13 protein-coding genes and 1 other annotated feature are annotated in these 15,867 nt (G+C 28.8%); of the genes, 3 read left to right on the top strand and 10 right to left on the bottom strand.

Going from position 1 to position 15,867, the window contains the following annotated elements:
• Positions 1-11: 11 nt before the first annotated feature.
• Positions 12-1,127: an ABC transporter permease gene (locus tag B3Z56_RS03860; protein ID WP_346849134.1), complete on the top strand. Its 1,116-nt coding sequence runs from the start codon at positions 12-14 to the stop codon at positions 1,125-1,127.
• Positions 1,114-2,274 (top strand): ABC transporter permease, encoded by a 1,161-nt coding sequence (locus tag B3Z56_RS03855; RefSeq protein WP_346878280.1) that lies wholly within the window; start codon positions 1,114-1,116, stop codon positions 2,272-2,274. Before B3Z56_RS03860 ends, B3Z56_RS03855 begins: the two co-directional genes overlap by 14 nt.
• A 169-nt stretch (positions 2,275-2,443) precedes the next feature.
• Here the strand turns inward: B3Z56_RS03855 and B3Z56_RS03850 are convergent, their stop codons facing one another.
• From B3Z56_RS03850 to B3Z56_RS03805, 10 genes are all read right to left on the bottom strand, one after another.
• A complete protein-coding gene (locus tag B3Z56_RS03850; RefSeq protein ID WP_346849136.1) occupies positions 2,444-3,256 on the bottom strand; it encodes an ABC transporter permease subunit in 813 nt (270 codons plus the stop codon).
• 1 nt (position 3,257) lies between these two features.
• Entirely contained in the window at positions 3,258-4,145 is an 888-nt protein-coding gene (locus tag B3Z56_RS03845; protein ID WP_346849137.1) for an ABC transporter ATP-binding protein, read from the bottom strand.
• A gap of 10 nt (positions 4,146-4,155) precedes the next feature.
• On the bottom strand, positions 4,156-4,602 hold the full coding sequence (locus tag B3Z56_RS03840) for a hypothetical protein (RefSeq protein WP_346849138.1): 447 nt from the start codon (positions 4,600-4,602) through the stop codon (positions 4,156-4,158).
• Between the two features lie 12 nt (positions 4,603-4,614).
• Positions 4,615-5,052 carry a LytTR family DNA-binding domain-containing protein gene (locus B3Z56_RS03835; protein ID WP_346878279.1) on the bottom strand — a complete coding sequence of 146 codons (438 nt, stop codon included), beginning with the start codon at positions 5,050-5,052 and terminating at the stop codon, positions 4,615-4,617.
• A gap of 273 nt (positions 5,053-5,325) precedes the next feature.
• The gene (locus B3Z56_RS03830; protein WP_346878278.1) at positions 5,326-6,615 is read right to left on the bottom strand and encodes a dicarboxylate/amino acid:cation symporter; all 1,290 of its coding nucleotides are present in this window, start codon (positions 6,613-6,615) and stop codon (positions 5,326-5,328) included.
• 168 nt (positions 6,616-6,783) lie between these two features.
• Positions 6,784-7,018, bottom strand: a binding site (T-box leader).
• Positions 7,019-7,162: 144 nt separating this feature from the next.
• The gene (locus B3Z56_RS03825) at positions 7,163-8,371 is read right to left on the bottom strand and encodes an AfsR/SARP family transcriptional regulator (protein ID WP_346878277.1); all 1,209 of its coding nucleotides are present in this window, start codon (positions 8,369-8,371) and stop codon (positions 7,163-7,165) included.
• A 17-nt stretch (positions 8,372-8,388) separates the two neighbouring features.
• Positions 8,389-9,942 carry an amidohydrolase gene (locus tag B3Z56_RS03820; RefSeq protein WP_346878276.1) on the bottom strand — a complete coding sequence of 518 codons (1,554 nt, stop codon included), beginning with the start codon at positions 9,940-9,942 and terminating at the stop codon, positions 8,389-8,391.
• Positions 9,943-10,085: 143 nt separating this feature from the next.
• Positions 10,086-11,294, bottom strand: coding sequence for an ArgE/DapE family deacylase (locus tag B3Z56_RS03815; protein ID WP_346878275.1), 1,209 nt, complete (start codon positions 11,292-11,294; stop codon positions 10,086-10,088).
• A 16-nt stretch (positions 11,295-11,310) separates the two neighbouring features.
• Positions 11,311-12,747, bottom strand: a complete 1,437-nt coding sequence (gene nhaC / locus B3Z56_RS03810; RefSeq protein WP_346878274.1) for a Na+/H+ antiporter NhaC — start codon at positions 12,745-12,747, stop codon at positions 11,311-11,313.
• Between the two features lie 331 nt (positions 12,748-13,078).
• Positions 13,079-14,242 (bottom strand): GerMN domain-containing protein, encoded by a 1,164-nt coding sequence (locus B3Z56_RS03805; protein ID WP_346878273.1) that lies wholly within the window; start codon positions 14,240-14,242, stop codon positions 13,079-13,081.
• A gap of 213 nt (positions 14,243-14,455) precedes the next feature.
• On the opposite strand from B3Z56_RS03805, the gene B3Z56_RS03800 reads away from it, so the two are divergent.
• Positions 14,456-15,802, top strand: a complete 1,347-nt coding sequence (locus tag B3Z56_RS03800) for a Na+/H+ antiporter NhaC family protein (protein WP_346878272.1) — start codon at positions 14,456-14,458, stop codon at positions 15,800-15,802.
• The last annotated feature ends 65 nt before the right edge of the window (positions 15,803-15,867 follow it).

The raw sequence follows: 15,867 nt of genomic DNA, 5'->3' as shown, positions 1-15,867 counted from the left end.
AGGAATATAGAATGTTTTGGCATATTTTTAAGTATCAACTTAAATGTCGTTTTAGAGATAAATTAAGTGTCTTTTGGACCTTATTATTTCCAATTGCATTAGCTACAATTTTCAATTTAGCCTTTTCAAATATACTCACCGGTGAAGAGTTTGAGAATGTTAATATTGCTCTTGTAAGTAATAGCAATATACCTGAAAGCTTTTCTACAGCTATGAAGGAAAGTGATTTATTTAATATAGAAAGTACTGATGAGAATAGTGCGAAAGAATTGCTTTCTAAAGGTAAAATTTCAGGGTATATAACTTTTGTAAATAATATTGAAATAACTGTTGCAAAGTCTGGTATTAACGAGTCCATAATAAAAACTTTTGTAGATAGTTATAGTCAAAAGTATTCCACCATATCAAATTTAGTATCCATAAACCCAAGTATTATGAATGAAGATTTTATGAATAATATTGCTCTTTATAATAACTACACTAAAGATAAAGAATTGAATAGTTCTACAAACGTTGTTGTAATTTATTTTTATACCCTTTTAGCTATGACTTGCATTCTAGGTTCAACCCCTGGTTGTACTGATGTTATAAACATCCAAGGAAATCAATCTCAAAGAGCAGCAAGAATTAATATAGCTCCTGTGAATAAAATAAAAACCTTTTTAGCTGCAATTAGTGCTACTTTATTATTTTATTTTTCAACAGTGCTAATAGTTATACTATATATTTCTCAAGTTTTAAAAATAGACTTTGGTAACTCCATAGGTTATGTAATTTTACTTTGCTTTGTAGGCTGTTTTAATGGAATAACTTTGGGTGCCATGGTAAGTTCTTTAATTAATAAAAAAGCTAGCGTAAAGGAAGGCATTTTACTGGCATTTACAATGGTATGCTCTTTTTTGTCTGGAATGATGGCAGTTCAGATTAAATACTTCATTCAAGATAAATTTCCTATCTTATCCTATATAAATCCTGTTAACTTAATTACTGACGGATTTTATTCATTATACTATTATAGTACCTATGATAGATATTTTCTTAATCTTGGTCTTCTATCCTTGTATGGAGTTATATTCTCAATAGTTACTTATCTAGTTTTAAGGAGGCAAAAGTATGCAAGTATTTAAACAGTATTTTAGAATAGTAAAAAAAAGTGCCCTTTCCTCTTTATTGCTTTATATGGCTATATTTATATTTATGACAATTATTTTTAGTAATGTTGGGAATTCTACAGATTCAACCTCTTTTGAAACTGAAAAATGTAAAGTAGCAGTTTTAAATAATGATAATTCTCCTCTTTCAAATAATTTAGAAGCATACATTGAAGAAAATTCTAAATTGGTAAAAATTAAAACTACCGATGAAGGAATAAGAGATGCATTATTTTTTAGAGAAGCAGAAATTGTAATCACCATCCCTAAAGGATTTGAAGATAGTTTTCTTAAAGATAATTCCTATACTTTAGAAACTCAAAGTATACCTAACTCTTCCAGTAGTATTTTTATAAAATCAATGATAAATAATTATCTTAACACAACCAAAGTTTACATTGATAATACTAAGAACTTAGATTTTGAAAAAATAAGTGATCTAGTAAATAAAGATTTATCTATAGATACAGAAGTTACTTTAGCAAAGGATAATAAAGAAGATACTAAAAGTAGCGTTACCTATTACTTTAACTATTTAGCTTATCCTATGCTATGTATGTTAATACTTGGAATATCTATAGTATCAAATATTTTCAATTCTCCAGATTTAAAAAGGAGAAATTTATGCTCACCTATTAATTCCTATAACTTCAACATGCAGATATTTTTAGGAGATATGGTTTTAGCATTATCTACTTGGACTATATTCATGGCACTAGCAATAGTAATGTATCCTAAAGACATGTTTTCTTTTAGTGGAGTGTTACATGGTATAAACTCTCTAATATTTACAATAACTTGTTTATGCCTTAGCTTCTTAATTAGCAATATATCCACTAAAAATTCCATAGGGCCAATTTCTAACCTTGTGTCTTTAGGTTGTTGCTTCTTAGGAGGTGCCTTTGTTCCTCAGCAACTTCTCAGCGAAACAGTAAAAAGTACTGCTATATTTAATCCAGTATATTGGTTTATAAATGTAAATGATAAACTTAATGCCCTATCAACATTTAATATGGATACTCTCACTCCACTCCTATTTGAAATGTTAATAATGTTAGCTTTTTCAGTAGCTTTCTTAGGAGTAGGATTAGTTATCATGAAACAAAGAAGAACTAAATATTAAATGAAAATAAATACCTAGCTCTTTAATTAAAGTGCTAGGTATTTATTTATATAAGTTTATCCGATGACTACCAGCTCTAATACTCCCATCTTTCTTCAAAGTGGGTGCGAAGATCTGCTACGTCCCTGGATAACGATTTCTAAAGCTTCGAAGAAGCTAAGAACTCTGTTTAGGCTAAATCCTTTTTATTATAAATAGCATAAGTAGTTACAATAGATATGGCAATTATTCCTAATCCTAAAAGTACATATTTCACTTCAAACCCATTCTTTAGCAGCTTAGCTGGAACTACATAATCAAAGGGTGATAAATATAAAAATCCTTCTAGTTCATCTTTCATCTTCCCTATAATTCCAAATATATAAGTTGTAAAGAATACTCCTAGTGCAATAGATGTCCCTTGTTTGCTAGATTTTATTATAACCGATAATAAAAATCCTATGGCCATAAATATATATCCGAGAAAAGCCATTCCTATAAATAAAGTTTTTATATCCATTAATAGTGTCATAGTCTCAACCTCTTCTGGCTTTACAGCCATAGAAATTCCCATAGTTACAACTCCAACTATAACAATAAATAAGTAAAATATAATTGCTGAGGAAATTAATTTTGAAGTTACTATTTTATTTCTCGTAATTGGCTTTGAATATAAAAACTCAATGGTACCTTCACTTTCTTCTTTTACTAAAGCAGTTATTCCAAGAATTATTCCATATATTCCAGCTGCCATAGATATATATTGAATTGCATAGGCTAAATAATCTGAAATGTTTCCAAAATCTACAGCATCTTCAAGATTAAAAGCCTCTAATAGTGCAGGTGGCAAAGCATCTAGTTTTGTAGCAACAATTTCTTGCATTCCACTATCCTTCATGCTAGGAAATAATGCCATAAACATTATTACTAGTCCTACACATACTACAGACCAAATAATAGCAGATTTTAATAGTCTTCTAAATTCAAACTTGAATATATTCATCCTACTTCTCCCCTTCCCTCTTATAATAATCCATAAATGTATCCTCTAAAGTATGCTCACCTATAAGTAACTTCTCAACATTAAACTTAGCAATTTCTTTAATTAATTCATCAATATCTCCTATAAAACTAAAAGTTATTTCACCTTTATTATTTTCTATAACCTCTCCCTTACACTCTTCAACCTTCTTATTATCTATCCCCTCAGCTTTTAAGGTAATTTTTACTCCCGTTTTTCTGGCAAGCTTATCTATTTCAATTACATCAATAATCTTTCCATCTTTTATTACTGCAACTCTATCACATAGATTTTCAACTTCAACTAAATTATGAGAAGATAAGAATATTGTAGTTCCCTTAGCTCTTTGTTTTTCTAGTATATTGAAAAGTTTTTTTTGTATAAGTGGATCTAGTCCATTAGTAGGTTCATCAAGAATTAAGAGCTTAGGATTATGAATAAGTGCTTGTACTATAGCTACCTTTTTCTTGTTTCCAAGACTCAATTCACTCATTTTTTTCTCTAACTCTACCTCTAGTTCTTTACATAGTTCATCAGTATCTTCTTTATTAGTATTTTCGTAAAAACTCTCAGCATATCTTATAATATCTTTAACCTTTGATTCATCATAAAACTTTACTTCACTAGGTACATATCCAATATACTTTTTTATTTCACTACTTTCTTTAACTATATCCTTTCCAAGAATTGTTCCATACCCAGAAGTCGGAAAATTAAAATTTAAAAGAGTTCTAATAGTAGTAGATTTTCCTGCTCCATTTGGACCTACAAATCCAAAAATTTCTCCTTCTTTAACCTGCAAGTTCACATCTACTATTCCTCGATTTTTTCCATAACTCTTTGTTAATTTGTTAGTTTCAATTATATTCATTACTATCCCCCTATTTATCATCAAATTTTGAACTTTTATACAGTTTCAATTTTTCATTAAATCTTTCTCCTGAAACCTTATTGTATAATGCAATAGACCCAGTAAAGGAAATAAAACATACAGTAAATATACTTAATGCAATAGTAAAATTATTACCACTACTTAAGTCAAACCAATTAAAGATCATAGCTAATATATAACCTATAAAAACAAGCAGCAAATAATGAACAATTATCTTAATCCAAGTCTTTACCTTCATAAATATATTAGATGCATATATAACATATTGGAGAAGAGTTAAAATTATAGATATAAATATCATCTGCCATATTAAACTTAGCTGAATACTTTTTTCTCCTAAAAAAGGAGCAATAAGAGTATAAATAACAACCTGAGATGTAAAGAACATACATGTTATTATCTTTATTTCTAATGTGTTCTTAAAAAATTCTTTCATACAATACTCCTCCTATAAATCTAACTTATTTTTTAAGATAGGTACATACTGTCTTGAAACTACTAATTTTTCATCATTATCTAGAAGTATCTCTATTCGTCCTCCAAACATAGGGACTATATTTCTTACCTTTCGCAGATTTATAATAGTAGATTTAGAACCTCTAAAAAAATCTGTATTTTTAAGTCTTTCTTCTAATTCATAGAGTCTTAAATGTGTCTGTAAAACCTCCTTATCCATATAAATAAAGGTTTTCTTATCAACTGACTCAAAGTAAAATATCTCATTTGTATCTAGAATAAATATCTTTCCATCCTTATTCCCTGTTATTTTTTCTTCTAAGGCTTTAAGTTTAGATATAATTCTTGTCACATTTTTATCTATTGTTTTGCAGTTAATTACTATTTCTACATCTTCAATATCTTCAACTTCATTTATTATAATCTTCATTTAACGCCTTCCTTTCTATTCAAATTCTTTAACCAGTTAAAAAATTTGAATTATCTATAATCTATAATTTAAGTATATTCTTTAAAATTTATTAAGACAATCATATCCTTCTAAGCTGCATAAATCCTATGCTAAGTTGCATATAAAAAACTTCATCCTAAAGCTAATTATCTTTAGGATGAAGTTATTTTGAATTTATTATTATTTGTTTTCAGAATTTAGTTTAACTCACTGTTAAAATGTGTTTAAATATTATAATGATATATTCGTTTACTATTTGTTCTTTTTGGCAACTTTTCTCTTTTCTGTTTCATCTACTACTAAAGCTGCCACTGCAGAGCCTGTAACATTAGTTGCTGTTCTCATCATATCAATTATAGAATCAACGGCAATTATCATTGCCATACCTTCTATAGGTAATCCTAATGTTGCTAATACTACTGTTGTAGACATAGTTGCTGAACCTGGAACTCCTGCAATACCTATTGAAGATACTATAGTAGTTAATACTATTAAAGCATATGAGTAAATTGTCATATCCACATTAAATACATTAGCAACAAATATAGCTACTATAGCTGGATACAATCCTCCACAAGCATTCATTCCTATAGTCGATCCAAGAGGTGCTACAAAGCTAGCTATATTTTCAGAAACTCCAGCTCCTTCAACTAAAGATTTTATAGTTACTGGTAGTGTTCCATAGCTACTTTGACTTGTAAAAGCCATTGTTTGAGCTGGAAAGATTCCCTTGAAGAATTTTAAAGGATTTTTCTTCGCTACAAAAGCAATAAGTGGAGTATAAACCACTATAAACTGAAGTATAGCTGCTATATAAACTGCCGCAATAACCCATATTAAGGATTTAATAGTTTCTAATCCATTGCTTGCTACAGTCTTTGCAATTAAAGCAAAAACTCCATAAGGTATAAATTTTAATACTATTTGAGTTATTCTTGATACTATAGTATGAGCTGATAACACAAAATCTTTAAAAGGTTTTGCTTTAGTTGGATTTATATTATCTTCTGTAACTAAAGCTATAGCTACAAATAGTGAGAATATAACTATGGGAATTATTCTATTATCTACTATAGCTGCTATTGGATTTGATGGTAGCATGTCCACTAGCACTTGAGTAAATGTAGGTATTTCCCTAGCTACAAAGTCTTCTGCTCCCGGAAAAGTTAATCCTTGTCCTAAGTTAAATACCTTAGCTACTACAATTCCTATAGCTGCTGCTATACCTGTAGTTCCTAATAAAATCCCTAGTGTTTTTATTCCTATAGACTTTAATGTATCTAAATTTTTAAGTCTAACTATACTTGTAATTAGTGAAACCATAACTAAAGGTACAACTATCATTTTAATTAAGGACATATATCCTTTTCCAACTATATCCAAAAACAAAATATTTTCTTTAAATATTGCTCCTAAAATAACTCCTAAAGTCAGTGCTGTTAATGTAGTATAAGTAAATTTATTAGTCTTTTCTTCAACTGCATATATGGTAAACACTGCTAGTAATGATAGTATTACTGCTAATATTAAATTTATATTCATTTTAAAATCTCCTTTTATTTTTATTTTGTTTAGTAATTTTGAATTTACTTATAAGCATTTTAGTAGAGCTTCCTTATTTTATTTGTTCTTTGCTGGCCAGCAAAATTCTATAAGCTACTAATTTTACCCATAAACTTATAGAACAAAAAACCTTCTGCCCCTGTAATATACAGAGGCAGAAGGTATACTTCCGCGGTTCCACTCTTATTAGATATAAAAATATCCATCTCATTTTAGGTACTACATACCCTAACTCTGTAATGGGAGTTCCCATAAAAACCTACTTGCTTCGGCTTTTCTGCTCCAAGGGGCACTTCACTAATACTTATTATAGGTTATCTCAGCAAACTAACCCTCTCTGTAATAACTTATACTAATTACTTTCCCTTTTCGTTGCATTTGTAAATTCATATTTAACTGTTATCATAGTATCCTATTTTAATTTAATAGTCAACACCTTTTATTCATGAAATTTTTTCCTATAGATTTAAATATATCTGATAATACTCATTTTATTCTTCTTGTTAAAGTCTTATTTTGATTCTATCTATAATATAATTTTGTTATCATCTACTAAGATTTTCATTTTACATTCTGGGTTTTTCAAACTAAATAATTTAAGTATATTGTGCGATACATCATCAATATTACTAACATTTTTAATATGAATTTCTATAGGATAAACTTTCTCAATATATAAAAGTAAACTTTCGAAAGAAAAATAAATTCTATTCTCTTCGTTATAATGGTTTAAATTATCTTCAATTCTTAGATTTTTATTTATTAACAAAACTTTTGGCTGTATTCTTAACAGGTCCTTTAGAATAAACTCATCTAAATCCATTAACTGCTCAATTGAATACCTCTGCATAATTTTTTCCACTATACATGCTATACCAAAATATTTAATCTCATTTATAGGATAACACTGTACAATTATACTAGTCTTTTTAACATTATTCACATTAACTTTATCTACCCTATAAAAATTTATTTTTGTATTTTCACTATTACAAATAATACTTTTGTAATAGCTTATAACTTCTTCACTAGGACGTATATTTAACTCCTCTCTTAAAATATACTCACATTTCTTATATTCCTTTAAAGCAGCTTGTATATCATTAATTTGCATATATAAATTCATTAACTCCAAATAAATATCTTCTCTATAGGGATTAATTTTTAGCACTTCATTTAATACTATAATAGATTCACTATACATACTATTTTCTGAATATAGCTTAGCTAATTTAAATAACAATGTGCTATAACACTCCTGATATTTTTCTCTCTCAAAGAAAATCCAATCATTAAAATCAGGACAATTCTTCAAATAAAATCCTTGAAGAAATTCACCATTATAAATATCTTTACATTTTTCTAAAGATAATATAGGATTTTCTTCATTTTCTAAATTTTCCATTACAAAATTTATTTGTAGAACATCTATATAATAATCAAATTCTGGATTTATCATGCAACTATCTTTTGAACTAATAAATAAATCACAATCCTCGCGATTAAATATTTTACGTAATACCCAAAGGCTATATCTTAGATTATATCTAGCATTTTCAATAGTTGCATTATTCCAAAAAAACGTACAAAGCCTATCTCTAGTAAATTTTTTACCTTTATTAGTACATAAAAAACAAAGCAATCCTATAGCCTTATTACTAAGCTTATCGGTTACACTTACACCATCTACTTTGATATCTACTTCACCTAAAACACATATATGAACTCTACTCAATATTTATCACCTACTAACTAATAAGTATCCTGCCTAAGTCGACATTCATATAGTATATTACCTTCTTTAATAGTTGCCACAACACCTATATCGTTAATTTCCTTAGAATCTATGCTAAGGGGATTTTTGTCTAATATAACTAAATCAGCATATTTTCCGACTTCTATAGATCCCTTTTTATCCTCTTCAAATACAGCATAGGCACTATTAATAGTAAAAATTTTTATAGCTTCTAACACAGTTATTCTCTCATTTTCATTAGGATGATTTACTGCAGAATAAATACCTAGTAATGGATTAATAGGAGTTACATCACTATCAGAGCCTCCACAAACTATAAGATTATTATGAATCATAGTTCTATATGGATTTGTCTTTCTAGTTCGTTCTTTTCCCAATCGCTTCTCATACATCTTCCCTTTTCCCCCCCAAAAATATTCATAGGTGGGTTGAACAGATGCAATCAATCCTAACTTTTTTGCACGATTAATATGCTCATTAGATGGAAGTTCAAAATGCTCTATTCGATGACGAAGATTTTTATTTGGATATATACTATTTGCAAATTCATGGGCAGAAATTATTTGCTCAATAGCTAATTCACCTATAGCATGGGTACCTAACTGAATATTATTTTCATAGCATTTCAATACAAATTCATTTAATTCTTCTTGAGTATAATATAATATACCTGATTTGGTAACATCATCCTCATATGGTTCACATAACGCTGCTGTTCTTGAACCAAAAGATCCATCTAAAAAAATACTTCCACCAATCCTATTTAATTTTTTCTCCATCACCTTATCCACATTAATAGTTTGATAAAATAATATGATATCTATTGGATAATCATCCTTTGTATCAAAAATAAACTCTGCATCCTTATCATGGAAAGTATATCCCCCCTCCATAGCATTAATTGTAGTTACACCTTTCGCAATAGCACTTTTTAAAGTATTATTTACTGCAGAAAATCGCGCTTTATTACTAATACTTTCCAATATCTGCTTTCTAACTAATGCATTCGCAGTATGGGTAAGGACACCAGTTGGAATATTAGCTTCATTCTTTACTACACCTTTAAGATTTAAAGGTATAGTAAATTTGTGTAATGCTAAGGAATTTAAAATACTAGTATGATACTCTTTTCTATTTATCCAAACTGGATGATCTGGAGAAACTTTATCAATTTCATATCTTGTTGGAAGTCTCTTCTCTTTAAGTTTAGTTTCATCTAGACCTGTTGCTCTAACTAAGGTATCCTTTGGTTCAGTATCACAATATTTCTTAATAAGCTTAAAAATTTCATCAAAACTTGTAGCATTGCTTAAATCAACACTGATAGAATTCAATCCCGTTTGAACAAGATGAACATGGCTATCATAAAATCCTGGAAGCACAGTCATTCCTTTTAAATCTATTAGCTCTGTGTTATTATCTGCTATATGTAAGTAATCTTCTTCAAATCCCATTTGTGTTATCATTTTATTTTTAATTGCAATCCACTGAAAGCATTGCATCTCTGAAAAAGTTATTATATTCCCATTATATAAAATTAAGTCAGCCATATTAACAACCTCGAATTTTCATTATATACCCCATTATAACACTTATAATTTTATTAATACATATTTAAAAGAGGCCGCTAAAATGTTTTAATAAAACTTTTAACGTTACCTCTCCTTAAAATCTTTTAACAATCTACAGAATTCTAATTACATAGAAGGTTACATAAATAATTGTAAATAGACAAAGCTGTTTCTGTTACAGTATCTATTATCACATATTCATTACTTGTATGATAGTTACCTCCATCAGGACCAAATATTATAGTTGGAACCTTTAATCTTGAACCTACATAATTAAAATCTCCTATACTTTTAAAATAGTCAATAGTGCACTTCTTCTTAGAAGCTTCCTCTACGCTTTCTATGAATTTTTCAACATATGAGTTATTTTCATCAATAGTATATGGAAGAAACCCCTTAGTCTCTTCATTGGGATGTTCTCTTAATGAATATTCAACCTTAGAACTAATACCAGCTCTTGCTACCGCATTAAATAATTCTTTCTTAACATAATCTTCATCCTCGCCATTAACTACATGTCTAAATACTGTAAAAGATGCTTCATCTGGTACACTACAAGCTTCATTTTTGCTATTGCATCCTAAAATACATATTGAACCCTTACCTAACTTTTCATCTTCAATAAGAGATGACTTTTCAAGCTCTATCATTAATTTTGCGGAATCGACTAATGCATTTATTCCTCTTTCAGGATTTGCTGCATGTGATGATTTTCCCTTTAAAGTTACAATATAATTGAATCCACCTCTTGCCCCTAAACAAACACATGGAAAAGGTTTCTTACAAAATCCACTACTAGGTTCTGTTACTATTGCCACATCAACATTGTCTGCAATACCATCCCTTATAACCGCATCTGTACCTAATCCATATGGTCCTTCTTCGTCAGAAACAATTGAATAAACAATTTCTCCATTAAAATCATTATGAAGTGACTTGAATGCTTCAAGGGCAAGCATTATAGCTACCACTCCTGATTTCATATCTAAAGCTCCTAATCCATAAAGCTTTCCCTCTTTAATTACAGCTTTAAAAGGGTCAGTATCCCATCCATTACACTGATTTACAGTATCTATATGTCCATTGAAATAAACTTTAGGTCCATGTTTTTCCCCCTTAATAGTACCTATAACATTTAGTCCTTGAAATTGAGTAATTTTCTTTTCATTGTAGTGATGAAATTGTGGGCTTAGGTTATGCTCTTCTAGCCAGGTATAAACAGTATCCATAATTTCCTTTTCATGAAAGTAAGGACTCGGAATATTAACAAGTGTTTTTAAAAGACACGTAACACTTTCTTTATTTATATAATCAATTGCTGTTCTTTTCATAAGTATATACCCCTAACTATACAGATTTATTTTCATAAGTACTTGAAGATTTTATGTCGCCTTCTTTAAATACAAATTTATCAGTATATGCATATATAATTGTAATTAAAGGACAAAGTAATGCTAAAAATACATAAGGTATATATTCAATGGTAGAGACCCCTAAAACTCCTGAAAAATATACCCCGCATAATCCCCATGGAACCAATGGTGAAGTAACCGTTGCAGAATCTTCACAAGTTCTTGAACAAACTTGAGGAAGAATTTTAAGTTTTTTATAAGCAGGTACAAGCATTCTTCCTGGAATTATTAATGCTATATATTGACTTGCAGAGAATAAATTAACTGCAATAGATGAAATAACATGTGTAGTGATTAATCCTCCCTGTTTACTAACTAGCCCTGACATCTTTTCTAATAAAACACCTAAAACTTTAGTTTTTTCTAGTAGTCCACCAAAACTTATTCCAATAAATCCTAGTGATATTGTCCACATCATGCTTTGAAGTCCTCCTCGGCTTAGAAGTGCATCGATCTCTGCAATTCCCGTGCTAGATATGAATCCATCATTCATAAATCCAAGCATTTCTCCAATTCCAAACCCCTGAAATATCACAGCAAATATTAATCCCACAATAGATGCTATAACCATTACTGCAAGTCCAGAAACTTTTTTTACTGCTAAAATAGCAACTATAATTGGTGGAATTAACATTAATGGATTTAATGTAAAGTTATCTTTCAATCCGTTAAGTATAATATTAATTTGTGAAGCATCTATAGCATCCGCTTTAAATTGAAATCCTATAAATGCATAAAGCACTAATGATATTATAAAAGCCGGTCCTGTAGTATAACACATAGATTTAATATGATCAAAAAGGTTAGCTTCTGCCACACCAGCTGCCAGATTTGTAGAATCTGACAATGGAGACATTTTATCACCAAAAATAGCTCCTGAAATTACTGCACCTGCTGTTAATGGTGCTGGAATTCCTAGTCCCATTCCTATTCCCATGAATGCAACTCCAAATGTAGCTCCTGTAGTGTAACTGCTTCCTGTTGAAACTGAAGCTATAGAACAAACTAATGCTGATGTAACTAGAAAGAATGATGGAGATATTATTTTTAACCCATAATATATAAGAGTTGGTATAGTTCCGGCTGCAATCCATGTAGCAATAAGAACTCCTACAAGCATAAGTATAAGCATTGGTACTAATGCAATATTACATCCATATACAATCCCATCTTCAATATCTTTCCATGTAAACCCAGATATTAATGCTACTACTGCAGCAACAGCTGTTACTATGATAAGTGTAATATGAGTAGCATAGTTTTGTTTAAAAACAAAAATTTGTAAAGCCATTGCAACACATAAGAAAAGAATTATAAATATTGCTGCTCCAAAGCTAGGTCGTTTTTCCTGAGAAATGTTATTCGTTTTCATTGTCTTTATATCCCCCTTAATTTATATAATAATTATCTTAATATCATCTTAACTTTTCTATGTTTATTCTACTGTTTTATATAATGTTTTATAAACAAATAAATTTTCTTAATTTATTAAATTCATTTTCTTTTTATAATAAATTATTGTATTTATGTGTCTATTGTTGGTTTTTCTGTTGTTATTATATTTTACATAAAATAAACAATTCCACCTAAAAGATACCATTAAGTAATCTTTTAATGAAATTGTTTATCTAATATACTACTTTTTAAATAGCTTTTATATCATTTTAATATTCAACACATTTTTTATAAAAATTTTTCCTAACTTATTCACATGTTACTTTAAAATATTCACCCTTAGCTTTTACTATATGACCTGAACTATAAGGCTTATTATCTATAGTAATATAAACTTTATTAACTCCGTAGTATTTTCCTATAGTATTTACAATGCTCTCTAAGATAGCACTTTCAAATCCTGAGCCTGCATTCATTTCTTTTACAAAATTACTGCTAAAATCTATATATACCATGCCATCATCATTTAAATATAAACTATTTATAGTTACATTTTTCCCTAACAATTGTCCCTTGTTATTTCCTGGAAAGTTCTTAAATAAATTTTGAATAGCTATTTTAGTTATATCATTAGTGGAAAAAGTAAGTTTTTTATCTTCATAATGAATTTTATAATTTTCATCTGGATAATAACATCTTATACTTTGATTTAATCTCATATTCTCTTCTATACTTTTTAAAGTTGAAGTAACTTTCATGGTTTTAATATCATAAATAGATTTAATTAACCCCTTGTTAACAGCGTAATACTGTAAATCAATTTGGCCATTTGTATTTTCTGTTGTAACTTCAAGAGCTCTACAATCTCCATTGCCTATTGAAATCTTTACATCTACCTTTGAAATATATCTTTTACTTCCATCTGATAATTTCCATGTAGTACCTACCACTAGTGGCTCCTTTAGTAATACTTCACTTACGTTATATGGTTTATTGGTGAAATTTTCTCTATAATAACACTCATTTCTTTCAAATATTTTTGCAATTTCTCCATTATTATTTTGTAAAACTGTGACCGTTTCTGTTCCTCCATTATTACTTCTTAGTTGAACCTTATTACCATTTATATAATCAACGTAGGTAACATATTCTGCATACTCTGAATTTGTACCAGTATAACTGTATTTTACATTTCCCTTAAATTTAAAATAGTCATCTATACTATAACTTGACTTATGGTTATTATTACTTTCTTCTGGTTTAGTAGTGCTATTCTCTTTAGTAGTTTCTTTAGAACCTGTATTTTTTTCTTCTTTTAAGGTATTATCAGTGTTGTTTGTTACAACATTATTATTATTATTTATATTAGTATCTACATGAATATTCTTATCTTCTTCACTATTTTTATTACCACAACCAGCAAGAAAAACTGCTACTGCAAAAATTATTACAGGAATCACTTTTCTTCTCACAACAATCACTCCCTAAAATATTCTCTATATAATATACGTAAATATAACCAAATAATCCCACAAAATAAAAATAAATTCATTCCATATAACACCTTTTTCTGAATTTACTATATTTTTAAAATCAGTAGACTATAAATTTATCGCTTTCTATATTGTAAATTTATAATATTAAAGATAATATATAAGTGAAATTTATTTATATGGGGGATTTTTATGGACGTAATTTTAGGGCTAATCATTTCTACAATTATATTTATAACAGGAGTAATTAGAAATATAGATACTGTTCTATCTTTATTCATGGTACTATGTATATTCTTTATTATAGCAATAAAAAGAGGCGTCTCCATTAGGGATGGATTTAGATATTTAATTGAAGGAGGCAAAGAATCCTTAGGGGTATTAAAGATATTTATTCTAATAGGAGCAATCGTTTCTCTTTGGATGATTTCTGGTACAGTTCCTTCAATTGTTTATTATGGAATTAATCTTATTCATCCAAGCTTCTTTGCTGTAAGCGCCTTTATTTTGTCAGCTTTTATATCCATGCTCCTTGGAACTTCTTTTGGTACCATTGGTACTGTAGGTATTTCTTTGATAGTAATGGCTAGAGCTGGTGGTGGTAATACCCTTATAATAGCTGGAGCAATTCTTTCTGGTGCCTATCTTGGAGATAGAGCATCACCTATGTCTTCCAGTGCAAATCTAGTTGCATCTATTACAAATACCAATCTCTACGATAATATTAAGAGAATGACTAAAACTTCTTTAATGCCCTTAATATTATCTCTAGGTTTATATTTAATTCTATCCTTATTCATGCCTGTAAATTATAGTAACTCAGATATATTATCTCAGCTAACCGAAACTTTTAATATAAATATAATAGCATTGCTTCCTGCATTAATTATAATTGTACTATCATTCTTTAAAATTGAAGTGAAAATTTCTATGTTTATCAGTATGACTGTTGCTGCTATTATATCCTTCATTTTTCAACATGCTACCTGTAGTGAAATTATTAAAACTGCCATCTTTGGTTTTCAATTACCTATTGATAACCCTCTTTACAGCATCATAAAGGGTGGAGGTATAATATCAATGATAAAGTTAGCCTTTATAGTATTTCTCTCTTCAGCACTTACCGGAATATTTCAAGGGGCTAATATGCTAGATTTTATAGAAGAATATTTAAATAAAATAAAAAGACCTGATACTTTATTTCTCACTACAATAATAACTAGTATCATTAGTTCCATGGTTGGCTGTACTCAAGTATTGGCAGTAATGCTTACAAAAATGACTATGAATGATACCTATATTAGATTAGGTTATGATAAAGAACGATTGGCACTTGATCTAGAAAATTCAGCTATTGTAATAGCTCCTTTAATACCTTGGAATGTAGCTGTATTAGTACCTTTAACCACTTTAGGTGTAGATGCAAGAGCTATTTTATTCTCTTTTTATTTAATTTTATTACCACTAATAAGCCTAATGTCTACATATTTAAAAAGTCATAAAGAATATAATTTTATGACATATAATATTGAAAAATAACTTAATAAAAAACTTATATAACATAGTTTTTAAAACAAAACAATACCTATAGACTAGGCACACAA

Origin of the sequence: Clostridium sp. UBA7791 (assembly GCF_002480755.1) — a bacterium.
Classification (GTDB): Bacteria; Bacillota; Clostridia; order Clostridiales; family Clostridiaceae; genus Clostridium_J; species Clostridium_J sulfidigenes.
The sequence above is the reverse complement of the archived record's forward strand: the minus strand, read 5'-3'. Positions and strand labels throughout refer to the sequence as shown.

What these genes read in the sequence shown, in the direction of transcription:
- B3Z56_RS03860 (WP_346849134.1), top strand. Translation starts at nt 12, where the DNA reads ATGTTTTGGCATATTTTTAAGTATCAACTTAAATGTCGTTTTAGAGAT.
- B3Z56_RS03855 (WP_346878280.1), top strand. Translation starts at nt 1,114, where the DNA reads ATGCAAGTATTTAAACAGTATTTTAGAATAGTAAAAAAAAGTGCCCTT.
- B3Z56_RS03850 (WP_346849136.1), bottom strand. Translation starts at nt 3,256, where the DNA reads ATGAATATATTCAAGTTTGAATTTAGAAGACTATTAAAATCTGCTATT.
- B3Z56_RS03845 (WP_346849137.1), bottom strand. Translation starts at nt 4,145, where the DNA reads ATGAATATAATTGAAACTAACAAATTAACAAAGAGTTATGGAAAAAAT.
- B3Z56_RS03840 (WP_346849138.1), bottom strand. Translation starts at nt 4,602, where the DNA reads ATGAAAGAATTTTTTAAGAACACATTAGAAATAAAGATAATAACATGT.
- B3Z56_RS03835 (WP_346878279.1), bottom strand. Translation starts at nt 5,052, where the DNA reads ATGAAGATTATAATAAATGAAGTTGAAGATATTGAAGATGTAGAAATA.
- B3Z56_RS03830 (WP_346878278.1), bottom strand. Translation starts at nt 6,615, where the DNA reads ATGAATATAAATTTAATATTAGCAGTAATACTATCATTACTAGCAGTG.
- B3Z56_RS03820 (WP_346878276.1), bottom strand. Translation starts at nt 9,942, where the DNA reads ATGGCTGACTTAATTTTATATAATGGGAATATAATAACTTTTTCAGAG.
- B3Z56_RS03815 (WP_346878275.1), bottom strand. Translation starts at nt 11,294, where the DNA reads ATGAAAAGAACAGCAATTGATTATATAAATAAAGAAAGTGTTACGTGT.
- nhaC (WP_346878274.1), bottom strand. Translation starts at nt 12,747, where the DNA reads ATGAAAACGAATAACATTTCTCAGGAAAAACGACCTAGCTTTGGAGCA.
- B3Z56_RS03800 (WP_346878272.1), top strand. Translation starts at nt 14,456, where the DNA reads ATGGACGTAATTTTAGGGCTAATCATTTCTACAATTATATTTATAACA.